Source organism: Exiguobacterium sp. s75 (assembly GCF_018617145.1).
In the GTDB taxonomy this organism is placed as follows: Bacteria; Bacillota; Bacilli; order Exiguobacteriales; family Exiguobacteriaceae; genus Exiguobacterium; species Exiguobacterium profundum.
Genome location: NZ_JACSJQ010000001.1, coordinates 1,648,032 through 1,659,692, shown reverse-complemented (window position 1 = coordinate 1,659,692; position 11,661 = coordinate 1,648,032). Strand labels below are relative to the sequence as shown.

17 protein-coding genes and 1 pseudogene are annotated in these 11,661 nt (G+C 51.8%); 12 read left to right on the top strand and 6 right to left on the bottom strand.

Going from position 1 to position 11,661, the window contains the following annotated elements:
* Positions 1-170 precede the first annotated feature (170 nt).
* The 5 genes from KNO68_RS08465 (at position 171) to KNO68_RS08445 (ending at position 3,101) form a co-directional block, all read left to right on the top strand.
* Positions 171-887, top strand: coding sequence for a GntR family transcriptional regulator (locus KNO68_RS08465; RefSeq protein ID WP_078147525.1), 717 nt, complete (start codon positions 171-173; stop codon positions 885-887).
* A gap of 125 nt (positions 888-1,012) precedes the next feature.
* On the top strand, positions 1,013-1,168 hold the full coding sequence (locus KNO68_RS08460; RefSeq protein WP_214687420.1) for a hypothetical protein: 156 nt from the start codon (positions 1,013-1,015) through the stop codon (positions 1,166-1,168).
* A 98-nt stretch (positions 1,169-1,266) separates the two neighbouring features.
* On the top strand, positions 1,267-1,968 hold the full coding sequence (locus KNO68_RS08455; protein ID WP_214873110.1) for an ABC transporter ATP-binding protein: 702 nt from the start codon (positions 1,267-1,269) through the stop codon (positions 1,966-1,968).
* The gene (locus KNO68_RS08450) at positions 1,968-2,735 is read left to right on the top strand and encodes an ABC transporter permease (RefSeq protein WP_074035973.1); all 768 of its coding nucleotides are present in this window, start codon (positions 1,968-1,970) and stop codon (positions 2,733-2,735) included. Before KNO68_RS08455 ends, KNO68_RS08450 begins: the two co-directional genes overlap by 1 nt.
* A gap of 3 nt (positions 2,736-2,738) precedes the next feature.
* Positions 2,739-3,101 (top strand): VOC family protein, encoded by a 363-nt coding sequence (locus KNO68_RS08445; protein WP_214683592.1) that lies wholly within the window; start codon positions 2,739-2,741, stop codon positions 3,099-3,101.
* Between the two features lie 41 nt (positions 3,102-3,142).
* Here the strand turns inward: KNO68_RS08445 and KNO68_RS08440 are convergent, their stop codons facing one another.
* The 6 genes and pseudogenes from KNO68_RS08440 to KNO68_RS08415 form a co-directional block, all read right to left on the bottom strand.
* Complete coding sequence (locus tag KNO68_RS08440; RefSeq protein ID WP_214873112.1) at positions 3,143-3,607, bottom strand: hypothetical protein; 465 nt, start codon at positions 3,605-3,607, stop codon at positions 3,143-3,145.
* A gap of 117 nt (positions 3,608-3,724) precedes the next feature.
* A pseudogene (locus KNO68_RS08435) lies at positions 3,725-3,862 on the bottom strand (short chain dehydrogenase); the annotation flags it as partial.
* Between the two features lie 6 nt (positions 3,863-3,868).
* On the bottom strand, positions 3,869-4,228 hold the full coding sequence (locus tag KNO68_RS08430) for a nuclear transport factor 2 family protein (RefSeq protein ID WP_214873116.1): 360 nt from the start codon (positions 4,226-4,228) through the stop codon (positions 3,869-3,871).
* Positions 4,225-4,557 (bottom strand): DMT family transporter, encoded by a 333-nt coding sequence (locus tag KNO68_RS08425; protein WP_214683601.1) that lies wholly within the window; start codon positions 4,555-4,557, stop codon positions 4,225-4,227. Before KNO68_RS08425 ends, KNO68_RS08430 begins: the two co-directional genes overlap by 4 nt.
* Positions 4,558-4,568: 11 nt before the next feature.
* Positions 4,569-4,877: a DMT family transporter gene (locus KNO68_RS08420; RefSeq protein ID WP_214683602.1), complete on the bottom strand. Its 309-nt coding sequence runs from the start codon at positions 4,875-4,877 to the stop codon at positions 4,569-4,571.
* A 1-nt stretch (position 4,878) separates the two neighbouring features.
* On the bottom strand, positions 4,879-5,406 hold the full coding sequence (locus KNO68_RS08415; RefSeq protein ID WP_214757880.1) for a TetR/AcrR family transcriptional regulator: 528 nt from the start codon (positions 5,404-5,406) through the stop codon (positions 4,879-4,881).
* A gap of 116 nt (positions 5,407-5,522) precedes the next feature.
* Here KNO68_RS08415 and KNO68_RS08410 point away from each other — a divergent pair, with 116 nt between their 5' ends.
* From KNO68_RS08410 to KNO68_RS08380, 7 genes are all read left to right on the top strand, one after another.
* On the top strand, positions 5,523-6,089 hold the full coding sequence (locus tag KNO68_RS08410) for a zinc dependent phospholipase C family protein (protein ID WP_215112341.1): 567 nt from the start codon (positions 5,523-5,525) through the stop codon (positions 6,087-6,089).
* The gene (locus KNO68_RS08405) at positions 6,086-6,373 is read left to right on the top strand and encodes a hypothetical protein (protein WP_215112340.1); all 288 of its coding nucleotides are present in this window, start codon (positions 6,086-6,088) and stop codon (positions 6,371-6,373) included. Before KNO68_RS08410 ends, KNO68_RS08405 begins: the two co-directional genes overlap by 4 nt.
* A 564-nt stretch (positions 6,374-6,937) precedes the next feature.
* Positions 6,938-7,948, top strand: coding sequence for a siderophore ABC transporter substrate-binding protein (locus KNO68_RS08400; RefSeq protein ID WP_031422513.1), 1,011 nt, complete (start codon positions 6,938-6,940; stop codon positions 7,946-7,948).
* 9 nt (positions 7,949-7,957) lie between these two features.
* The gene (locus KNO68_RS08395) at positions 7,958-8,962 is read left to right on the top strand and encodes an ABC transporter permease (protein WP_074035985.1); all 1,005 of its coding nucleotides are present in this window, start codon (positions 7,958-7,960) and stop codon (positions 8,960-8,962) included.
* The gene (locus KNO68_RS08390) at positions 8,959-10,017 is read left to right on the top strand and encodes an iron chelate uptake ABC transporter family permease subunit (RefSeq protein ID WP_215112339.1); all 1,059 of its coding nucleotides are present in this window, start codon (positions 8,959-8,961) and stop codon (positions 10,015-10,017) included. The genes KNO68_RS08395 and KNO68_RS08390 overlap by 4 nt, the downstream gene beginning before the upstream one ends.
* Entirely contained in the window at positions 10,014-10,766 is a 753-nt protein-coding gene (locus KNO68_RS08385) for an iron ABC transporter ATP-binding protein (RefSeq protein WP_214730299.1), read from the top strand. Before KNO68_RS08390 ends, KNO68_RS08385 begins: the two co-directional genes overlap by 4 nt.
* A gap of 88 nt (positions 10,767-10,854) precedes the next feature.
* A complete protein-coding gene (locus KNO68_RS08380) occupies positions 10,855-11,550 on the top strand; it encodes a ferredoxin reductase domain-containing protein (RefSeq protein WP_214730300.1) in 696 nt (231 codons plus the stop codon).
* Positions 11,551-11,661 lie beyond the last annotated feature (111 nt).

Here is an 11,661-nt window from a genome sequence, read left to right as displayed (position 1 = left end):
CCAACTCCTCCTTTTGAAAGCGATTTCTTTTTGTCGTAACAAATATAACAAATGATACAACTTTCGGCAATATAAAAAATACAAATAATACAAATGAGTTTTTGTATTTGCATTTGTATGCTTGCTGTATCACAATAAAGGAACCAACCCAACGTAAAGGAGATGGAGACATGTCGCAATCGACGCTCCAAACCGCAATCAAGGATGAACTGCTGTCCCGCATCAAAAGTGGGCACTATAAAGAAGGGGAAAAATTTCCGACCGAATACGCGCTTTGCGAGGAGTTCGATGTGAGCCGGACGACGGTACGGGGCGCACTTAACCAGTTGACGATGGAAGGCTATCTAGTCCGTCAACAAGGACGCGGGACGTTCGTAGCCGGGAAGAAAGTACAACAGACGTTGTCGTACACGCCGAACAACTATGCGGCCCAGCTCGCCGTCCAAGGAAAACGTGGGCAAGTCGCCTTGATCGACATCTCGGTCATCTCGGCGTCTGGTCAAATCGCATCGGTGTTTGAAGCGGAAGACAATGCCCCGATCCAGAAGATTGAGCGGATCCGTCATGCGGACGGGGAACCGACGCAGTATGAGGTCTCGTTCATCCCGTGGCAGATTGCACCGGGGATCACGAAGGAACAGGCGGAGCATTCGCTCTTCCGCACACTCGCCGAGGTTCACGACGTTCATGTCGCCAAGACGACAGAGGCACTGGAGATTGCCTTAGCTGACGAGAAGGTGAGTGCACTCCTCGACTGTCCACTCGGGTCACCGTGCTTCCATATCGAGACGGTGACAGAGGATGAGTCGGGACGAGCGATTGAATACTCACGCTCCTACTTCCGCGGAGACAAGACGAGCTTTGTCATCGAACGGGAGTATAATTAACAAAAGCGCCCGACTGTTTCGTGTGGAAACGGTCGAGCGCTTTTATTATCTAGTGATTTAAAAAGGGTATGAAGTCGAAAAACAGAAGATACATACTATCAAATTGAGTAGAGGGAGTGAATTATGTGACGATGTTTACCATCTTCGGTGTCTTGATTTTCGGACTATTGTTGTTGGGAATCAGTGTTGTGATGAAGAAGCGATGGTTATCCATACTCTCGATGGTTCCGATAGTTATTGCTGTAGGACAACTTGCGATGCTTTATTTAATGGGGATGTAATTTTTATCAATAAATATCGTGTATAAACTTTCCCCATACATATTGGATGCAGTCGATTCCTGACTTTATGTACACTAGAACCAGGAGGCGAGAGAAGCATGTCAATCATTGAATTCAAAGATGTGAGTCATCAAGACATCCTGCACCAGGTGTCCGGGACGTTCCGGGAAGGACGAATCACAACGTTCGTCGGACCGAGCGGTGCCGGCAAGACGACGTGTCTGAAGCATATCAACGGATTGCTGTCACCAGACACGGGCACGATTCTTTTTAAAGGGGAAGACATCGCGGAGATGGACATCCTCGAACTTCGAAAGAAAATCGGGATGGCGTTCCAAAGCGCGCCGATGATTCAAGGGACGGTGTACGACAACTTGAATCTCCCGAAAGCCATCTTCGACGAGACACTTGACCGCGACCGGGCTGCCGAATTGCTCCATCGCGTCGACTTGAATGAGGCGCTCCTCGACCAACCCATCAAATCACTGTCGGGTGGGGAACGAAGCCGGGTCGCCATCGCACGAACGCTCGTCAATAAACCGGACGTGCTCTTGCTCGATGAGATCACGGCGAGCCTAGATTACCGAACGGTGAAAGAGATCGAGCGACTCATTCGAAAACTGCAACAATCGTACGGCGTGACCGTCATTTGGATCACCCATGATCTCGACCAGGCACGGCGGGTAAGTGACGACATGTGGTTCTTGAAGGACGGGGAACTACTTGCATTTGGGGACGCATCGTTCATCGATGAGTCGGACAATCCCGTCATCCAACGATTCGTCAGGGGGGAAGATTGATGTCATATATTGAACTCGCGACGGCGCTCATCTTCGTCGTCATCCCGCTCGCCTTGACACTCGTCCTACGACTTGGACTCGAGCGTGATATTATCATTGCGACCGTCCGCTCCATCATTCAACTGCTGATCATCGGCTATATCCTGACGTTCGTCTTTGAGAGCGACAGTCCGATTTTCATGCTGTTGATGATCCTACTCATGATTGTCGCCGCGACACAAAACATTCGACGGAAAGGGGACGGCATTCCGGGTATCATGTGGATCATCGTCTTGACGCTCGTGACGATCGAAGCGCTGACGATGGGACTCATGCTCGGGCTTGGTATCATCCCATTTGAGCCGGAAAAAGTCATTCCGATCAGCGGGATGGTCATCGGGAACAGCATGGTGTTGTCACTCCTGTTCTTGAATAAGTTCAAAGACGAGGTCGAGCGGAGTGACGATGTCATCGAACTCATTCTCTCGCTCGGCGGAACGCCGAAAGTGGCCATCGACCGCAGCTTGAAGAATGCGATTCGGACGAGTATGATCCCGACCGTCGAGGCCCAAAAGACGATGGGACTCGTCCAGCTACCGGGAATGATGAGCGGACTCATCATCGGAGGAGCCGACCCGATGGAAGCGGTCTTGTATCAACTCTTGATCCTGTTCTTGATTTTGACGACTGCCTCGATCTCGGCGACGCTCGTCGGCTATCTGGCGTACCCACGTTTGTTCAACGAGAAGATGCAGTATATCGGACTGACCTATCGGAAGGGGAAATGAGGCATGATCACAGGGATTCATCACGTCCAGATCACGATTCCAACTGGAGCGGAGCAAGAGGCGAAGGCATTTTACTGCGATTTTCTCGGTCTACGTGAAATCGAGAAGCCGGATTCATTGAAGGGACGAGGTGGATTTTGGCTTCAGGTCGGCGACCGTTCCGTTCATGTCGGGGCAGAGGACGATGTGGAACGACAGAAGACGAAAGCGCATATCGCATATGCGGTGACGGATTTAGATTATTGGAAGGAAGCGCTTCGAGAGAACGAAATCACCTACTCCGAAGGTATTCCGATTCCGGGGTTCGACCGGTTCGAGTTTCGGGACCCGTTCGGCAATCGGGTCGAGATGATTCAAGCGCTCTGACGAAAGGGAGCATCCACCGCGGATGCTCCCTTTGTCGTTCTTCAAGAAATACCGAACAGGCGAGTCACTTGCTCCCATTCGGACGGGTAGGCGTTACTGCCATGATGTTCGTGAATGAGTGTCCCGTTCGTGTATACGCTGAGGCTCCACTGCGTACCGTCTAGCGTGCGAACCCCTTCGAGTTCTTCGAAAACGGGTGGCCACCAATTTGTTCCAAGCAGATGAAACGCGACACGCATCTGTTTCGCTTCCTCGCCCTCATAGTATTCGAATTCAAAGGGCTCGGTGATCGCTCGGTCGGACCGCTCAATGTGACGAAGGACAGTGCCCCTCTCAAAAAAGGTGATCGTACTCACATCATACGTGCCGAACCCACCGACGCGGAAGATGACCTCGACCATCGATTCTTGATTCCGACCGACTGCCTGTAGGACGCGCTTTTGAAGCGGATGTTCGACGAAAGAGGGAGGGATATGATAAAGGGCGCGAAACGTTTTGTCTTTCATGAAACTTCAACCTTTCTCGGACATAAGATGCCCCGAGTATAGCGGAATCTTCCTATCGAGGTAGATAAAATAAAATGCAAGGTACGAAAAAAGCACCTCCTAAGAGATGCTTCAAGGTTAATACACTTCGTACGTCTTTCCGGTCTGCGCGCCTTCGACACTCTTCACATAGGTGAGGGCGACCCGTTCACCTGGTACCGCCGCGTAACCACAGAAATACGGTCCGTACGCATCGAGTGCTTCGACGAGGATGTTCTGCAATCAAGTTGCCTTCGGTGGGACAGCCGTGCCTTGATGGAATCGCATCTTCCAACGTCCGTCCACGAATACCCATATCGAGCTGCGGCGTGTTTCGCGATTCAATACCGGTTGAACGAGACGGTACGTCACCAAAACGTGACCTTCCGTCAACGGATGCAGCGTGAATTCGGATAACACCGCCTCGATCGGGTCAAGCTGGAGTGTCGTCTGATCCCAGTCTTGATACAGCAACCGTCCCGAGCTACCGATTTCAAAGAAGTCGTCGGTCAACAGTTCACGCAACCGCTCCGTCGACTGCCTGACTTCCGTCGTCAATAACGCTTCTTCTAGTGTTTGAAGATGATCTGCCAACTCGTTCATGTCACGACTTCCTCTCTTCGTTGATTCATCACGATGACGCCGAGGACGATCAACAACAGACCGATGCCGTTCAATGCCGAGAGAACTTCCCCATATATGAACACTCCGATGAGTCCCGTCGCCACCGTCCCGAGTCCAGCCCAGATGCTATAGGCGATACTGAGGGGGATCGTTTTCAACACGATGCCCATGAGGGTGAACGAGGCGGCGAAACTGACCAAGAGGATGGCACTCGGCACGAGATTCGTGAATCCATCCGACAGTTTCAACATCGACGTTCCGAGCACCTCAAATCCGATAGAAAAGAACAGTAAAAGATAGGCTTTCATTCCGATTCACCTCACACTTTCATCAAGATGAGCCCGATGATGACGAGCCCGATCCCTGCAATTTTTTGACGGCTGATTTGTTCCCGGAAGACGACGAATCCGATCACCGCCGTGAGTGCCGTCCCGACCCCGCTCCAAAACGCATACGCGAAGCTGAGTGGAATGGTAAAGAGGGCGAGCGATAAGAGATAAAACGCCGTCCCATATCCGAAGGCGACGCCGAGAATCGGGAGTCGACTCGTCGAGGTGGCGTTCACTTTCAACATGCTCGACCCGAACAGTTCCGAGGCAATGGCCCCAATCAAATAGATGAATCCCATATTACAATCCTCCTTGAATCAACTCGTCACATGCTTCCCGAATGAGTGTCGCCGCACGGTCCTTGAACGACTCGCTATATCCATACAAGACAGCGAACCAAAAGCCGTCGCAGAGGAGACGAAGTTTCAAAATCGCATCCTGGTCCGGTCCGTCGGCAGCGAATCGCTCGTCCCAACCGGTCGACACGTCACTCCAAATCGACTCGCTCGTCGCATCTTCTTGTGAGGAGATGAAGACGGCGACGAGGTCCATATCTCCGTGATCGACATCATCTAATGTCGCCAGTGCATAGGCACGGGTAAACGAATATGGACCGTCCGATAGATGATCACTGATTCGTTTCTCGAACGTCTCGATGGCGAGCTCGTTCATCTGGCGCAATAAGTTGGCCTTATTGTCGAAATGATAGAGGACCCCGGCTTTCGTGATTCCTGCTTTCGTCGCCAACCGTTCGAGCGACAACTGACTAATTCCGTCTTCTCGAATCATCTGGGCGGCAGTCTGTAGCAACAATTGTTTTTTACTCATCCAATCACACCTCTCATAACTTTACTGACCGTTCAGTAAAGTAAGTCTATCAAAATTTACGAGGGGTTGTCGAGATAGAACGTTGATGGAATAATCAGGGAAAAGGGGGGCGTGACATGGGTTCACATTTGATGCATCTCGTCATCGCGAACGAGATGTTACCAGCGTTGTCGGAGGTGGATGAGGTCGCATTTTTGCTCGGAAGTCTCGCACCGGATGCAACGACTGAAAAAGAGGCATCCCATTACTACGCAGGACGCCATGATGATTTATCTCGTCGTTTAGATCTTTCCCAATATTGGATTGACAGCAAGGAGGAAGACTTCTCGTATCGACTCGGCTATTACGCGCACCTCGTCGCGGATGAGATCTGGTTGCAAGGGTTCTATAAAGGTTGGTTGAAAGAGCTCATCACCCAGGACCCGTCAAAACAGGTGGCTTATTATGCGGACTTTGATGCGTATAATGCTCGCCTGTCGAAACGACTAGGGGATTTCAATTTTGAACGTTTGAAAGGAAATCCGAAGCTCGTTGAACTGATCGAGAAAGTCGAGCGGGACGCGGCGATGACAGAAGAGGGGACGTACACGATGTTCCTCCCGCATCAATTGGATGGCTACGTGGATACGTGTGTGTGCCGCTGTCTTGAGATGGTCAAACGGAAGCGGGCGATGCTCGTATGAACAAGCGATACGCACCACTCTACGCAACGCTCGGACTCTTTATCGTGACGGTGATCACCTTCTTCACCTTGAACGGTCGGGTATTCCCGAATCTCGAATTGATGACGGTCATTTGGGTTTATCTCGCGATTGACATCGCCTTGTTCGCCACGTTGATTTGGGGACTGTTCACGAAGGATCGAATCATTAAAATCTACACGCTACTTACGACAATCGGGTTGATGATCCCGTTGTCGACTTGGATTTTCTTGTTGCTGTTGGCGAACGGGATCTCGGAGGCATGAGTCAGATGGACGAACCTAAGAACATTCCGTTTCTAATGCGCCGCGTGCCGTTTTTCATATTAGCAGCCCTCGTGGCCCCGGTAGCGCTCGTCCTTCTAGTCATATATTGGCGAGATTTGGATGATGATTTACGATTTGGACATCTTATTTTTTCGGTCATCTTATCCTTATTTTTCGTGGTGGACCTTCTGCCGAGAGGGATGACACAAACCGTATTATTGGCGTTCACAATCACATGTGTATGGTTCATCACCTATATTGTGTTTCGAGGTAAAAAGAGGGCACGACACAATAAAGATTGATTCCTAAGCTAAATGACATGAACTCAACCAAGAGAGTGGACCTCCACTTTCTTTTTTTGTGCGTGCATCTATAGAAAGAAAAATTTTCCTATCCGAATCTTGTAAAATTGGCATTGCGTATCCTTTTTTTGTTTGTTATGCTACTTGATGAAAACGACAATGATAATCATTATCACTGATAATGAGAACGTGAGAATAGACATACATAACCAACGTGGCTCGTTTTTGGTGCGAGAATCATTGAAATTGACATACAGAGGAGATGGATGAAGTGGGGAAATTCAAGATTTCACTCATGTTGACGTTGCTCGTCTTCGTACTCGCCGCATGTGGCGGAACGAGTGAGACGAAGAAAGAAGAAAACGTCGACGGCGCAACAAAGACAGAGACGGTCGAAATTACAGACGCACATGGCACAATCGAGGTACCGGTCAACCCGGAGAAGGTCGTCGCCCTTGATAACCGGACGTTTGAAACATTGGCAGCATGGGACATCGACTTGGTGGCGGCACCGATCGGACTCCTTCCAGCGGAATCGCCATACGCATCAGACAAAGACATCGCGGACGTCGGCATGCACTTCGAGCCGAACTTAGAGGCGATTGCAGGAGTTGACCCGGACGTCGTCATCGTCGGTCAACGTTTCGCAGATTACTACGAGGACATCAAAAAGTTGGTACCAGAAGCAGCGGTCATCGATTTGAACATCGAGATCCCAGAAGATTCAGGCACACCGGGTGAGATTTTAGTCAAAGGATTGACTGACACGACGCTCACACTCGGAAAAATCTTTGACAAAAACACAGAAGCCGAAGCAATCGTTGCTGACCTCGACAAGTCGATTGAAGACGCGAAAGCGGCATACAACGGAAAAGATACAATCATGTCGGTCATCGTATCGGGCGGAGACATCGGGTTCTCAGCACCGGTAACGGGACGCGTGTTCGGACCGATGTACGACATCTTCGGATGGGTCCCAGCTCTTGAAGTCGAGAAGAAGACAGGTGACCACGAAGGTGACGAAGTATCCGTCGAAGCCATCGCAGAAAGCAACCCAGACTGGTTGTTCGTTCTCGACCGTGACGCACCACTCGGTGACGCAGAAGGCGCAGTACCAGCAGAAGACGTGATCGACAACGCACCGGCACTTCAAAAGACGACGGCTGTGTCGAAAGAGCAAATCGTCTATGCCCCGAAAGACACATACTTGAACGAATCGATTCAAACGTACGCGGAATTCTTCAACAGTGTCACGGAAGCGCTCGCGAAGTAGGGTTCCGTCATGCAAAAACCATTGACAGCCAGGGTTGAGACGATGTCTCAGCCCTCCTTTTCTAGATTGTGGACGAAGTCGTTCGTGTTCACCGTGATCATCGTCCTCGGTTTGGCGGTGCTGTCGCTCTTTACCGGGGTGTACGATCTGTCACGGACAGACGGTTTCGATATGTTTTGGATCACCCGTGTCCCACGGACGGTCGCCCTCATGCTGACGGGTGCGGCAATGGCGATGGCGGGGCTCGTCATGCAGCTCATTACGCAAAACCGACTCGTCGAACCGACGACGACGGGGACGCTCGAATGGGCGGGACTCGGACTGCTCACCGTTTACTTGCTCGTACCAGCACCGAGCCTCATGATGCGAATGACCGGGGCGATCGTCTTCTCGTTCATCGGGACGATGGTCTTCTTCTGGTTTTTACGTTCGGTCAAACTTCGTTCATCGCTCATCGTGCCGATCATCGGGCTCATGTTAGGGGCGGTCATCTCCGCCATCTCGACGTTCCTCGGTCTGTTCTTCCGGGCAAGTCAGGCAATCGAGGGCTGGTTCGTCGGTTCGTTCGCCTCGGTGCAAATCGGGCGCTACGAATATCTATGGGTCATCATCGTCGTGACGGTGCTCATCTTCTTACTGGCGAATCGCTTGACGCTCGCCGGGCTCGGGGAAGACATCGCGACGAGTCTCGGCGTGAACTATAACCAGCTCATGATGATGGCGACGGGGCTCATCGCCTTATCGGTCGGTGTCGTGGCGACGGTCATCGGGAATTTACCGTTCCTTGGACTCATCGTCCCGAACCTCGTCTCGATGTTCCGCGGGGATGATTTGCGCAGCAACTTGCCATGGGTCTGTCTTGTCGGGATGGGTGCGATTCTCGTCAGTGACTTGATCTCGCGGACGATCATCATGCCGTTCGAGCTCCCGGTCTCCCTGATTCTCGGGACGGTTGGGGCAGTCGTCTTCATCATGATCTTGATGCGACAACGGAAGAAAGGAGGGGTTCGATGAGTACGGTCATAGAACGAGACGGTGTCGAAGTATCAATCGGGGAATTGAGAGAAGAACGTCACGCCTCGGCATTTCAATCGAAACGGGCGAGCAGACGCTATTGGCTCTTCTTAAGTGCCTTCATTCTCGGCGGACTATTGTGTGCGCTCGGGCTTCTCCTTTATAACAATCCGGTCCCGATGGACTCTCCGTCATTCGTGCCGGTCGTGGAACGGCGAATCGTCGCCATCGTCACGATGTTGATTGCGGCACTCTGTCAAAGTCTTGCGACGGTCGCATTCCACTCCGTGACGAACAACCGTATCATCACGCCATCGCTCCTTGGATTCGACGCGCTCTATTCGACGATTCAGACGAGCATGGTCTTCTTCTTCGGGGCAGGGGCGTTGATCGGCTTCTCGGGGACAAGCGCCTTCTTGACACAGGTCGGGCTCATGGTGACGATGAGTCTCCTCCTTTACGGCTGGCTCTTGTCAGGGAAATACGCCAACCTGCAGCTCATGCTGCTCATCGGGATCATCATTGGGACGGGTCTGAACTCGGTGTCGTCGTTCATGCGCCGCATGCTCGCCCCGTCCGAGTTCGATATCCTGCAGGCACGACTGTTCGGTTCGGTGACGAATGCCGACGTGGCCTACTTTCCCATCGTCATCCCGATCGTCGTCATCGCCGGGACACTCTTGTTCCTGTTCTCGAATCGATTGAATATCGTCGCACTCGGCAAGGACGTCGCGACAACGTTCGGGATGAACCATCGGAGGAGCGTCATCTACACGCTCGTCCTGATTTCACTTCTCATGTCCGTCTCGACGGCGCTCATCGGACCGCTCACGTTCTTCGGATTCCTAGTCGCGACGCTCAGCTATCAGGTCGCCTCGACGTATGACCATAAGTACGTCTTTCCGATGGCGTTCGCCCTAGGGTTCTTCGTCTTGACGAGTGCATATTTCTTTATGTATCACATATTCCAGACGCCAAGTGTCGTCTCCGTCATCATCGAACTGTTCGGCGGACTCATCTTCTTGGCCGTCATTCTAAGGAAGAGGTCGCTATGATTCAAATCGAACAAGTCAAAAAATCGTATACAGACGACGTCCAGATTGGACCGCTCACGCTCGACATCCCGAAAGCCGGGTTCACCTCACTCATTGGGCCGAACGGGGCGGGCAAATCGACGACGCTCATGATGATCGGACGGTTGCTCAACTTAGACGAGGGGCAGATCCAAGTCGCCGGCATGGACGTGTCGAGCACGAAGTCGAAAGACTTGGCGAAAATTATCACCATCCTGCGCCAAGAAAATCACTTCGTGACAAGGCTCACGGTCCGACAACTCGCCGGGTTCGGGCGTTTCCCTTATTCAAAAGGACGTCTCACAAAAGAGGACGAGGCCATCATCTCGAAATATATCGACTTCCTCGACTTGACCGCGCTCGAGAACCGCTATCTCGACGAGCTATCAGGGGGACAACGGCAGCGTGCGTATGTGGCCATGGTGCTCTGTCAGGAGACGGAATACGTCCTCCTCGATGAGCCGCTTAACAACTTAGACATCGCCCGTTCGGTACAGATGATGGAGTATTTACGCCACGTCGCCGACGAGTTCGGACGGACGATCGTCACGGTGCTCCACGACATCAACTTCGCGGCGAAATACTCGGACCGCATCTGTGCGATGAAAGACGGACAGATCGCTGCGTTCGGAACGGTGAATGAGATCATGGACGCAAAGATCTTATCCGAAATTTTTGAGACGAAACTGGAAATCATCGAAGGGCCATATGGGCCGATTGCGGTGTACTGAGTCATTAGAAATTGAATCGTTGTACAACAGTAACTTTAAACCGCAGTATTATCAATACTTCAGTTACATCAAACTAAGGAGGATTCACATGAAAATTGACTGGACACCGATCACCAAAGTCGTGGCCGAGGCACCGGATACATACACGTTCCATCTCGCCTTGCCACCTGAGTTCACGTGGCAGGAAGGGGCGCACACGCACCTCGCGCTCGAAGGGTTCAACGCCGGGGACAAGCCGGACCGGAGCCTCGTCCGCCATATGTCGATCTCGACATTGCCGAACGAAGGGGCGATCGGCATCACGACCCGCATCAAATCCGAATGCTCGACGTTCAAATCGATTCTTCGCGACATGGTACCGGGGGACAAGGTCGCCTTGTTCAAGACACATTCGAACGTCCCACTCGAACGGAGCGGGAAGAATGTCTACCTCTTATCGGCAGGTGTCGGACTCGCGACATTCCGTCCAGTCGTCCTCGAGTACTTGGCGAACGGGGAAGGTGTCCCGCACCTCCATTCGTTAAACGTCGATTCGTCGAAGGCGTATCTGTTCGGTGACGTCTTCGAATCGAACGAGCACTTCACGTCAGAGTTCGTCCCGAGTCGGAAAGACTACTACGAGCGCCTGGAGATGATGGCATCCGACAAGGACGCCTTGTTCTACATCGTCGGCAGTGACGAGCTGTTGCGTGAAACGATCCACGTGCTCCGGACGAACGGGGTGGCATGTAACAACATCAAGATCGACAAACATGATTTTCAGCGAGAAGACTTTTTAGGCTGATACTCAAATCGGGGACACGTGCCCCGGTTTTTTCGTGCACAGCTGGACGAAGCGCTTAAAGATGCCACGTCCGTTTGATGTCAAAACTGAATTGATTAATTTCTGATTCAA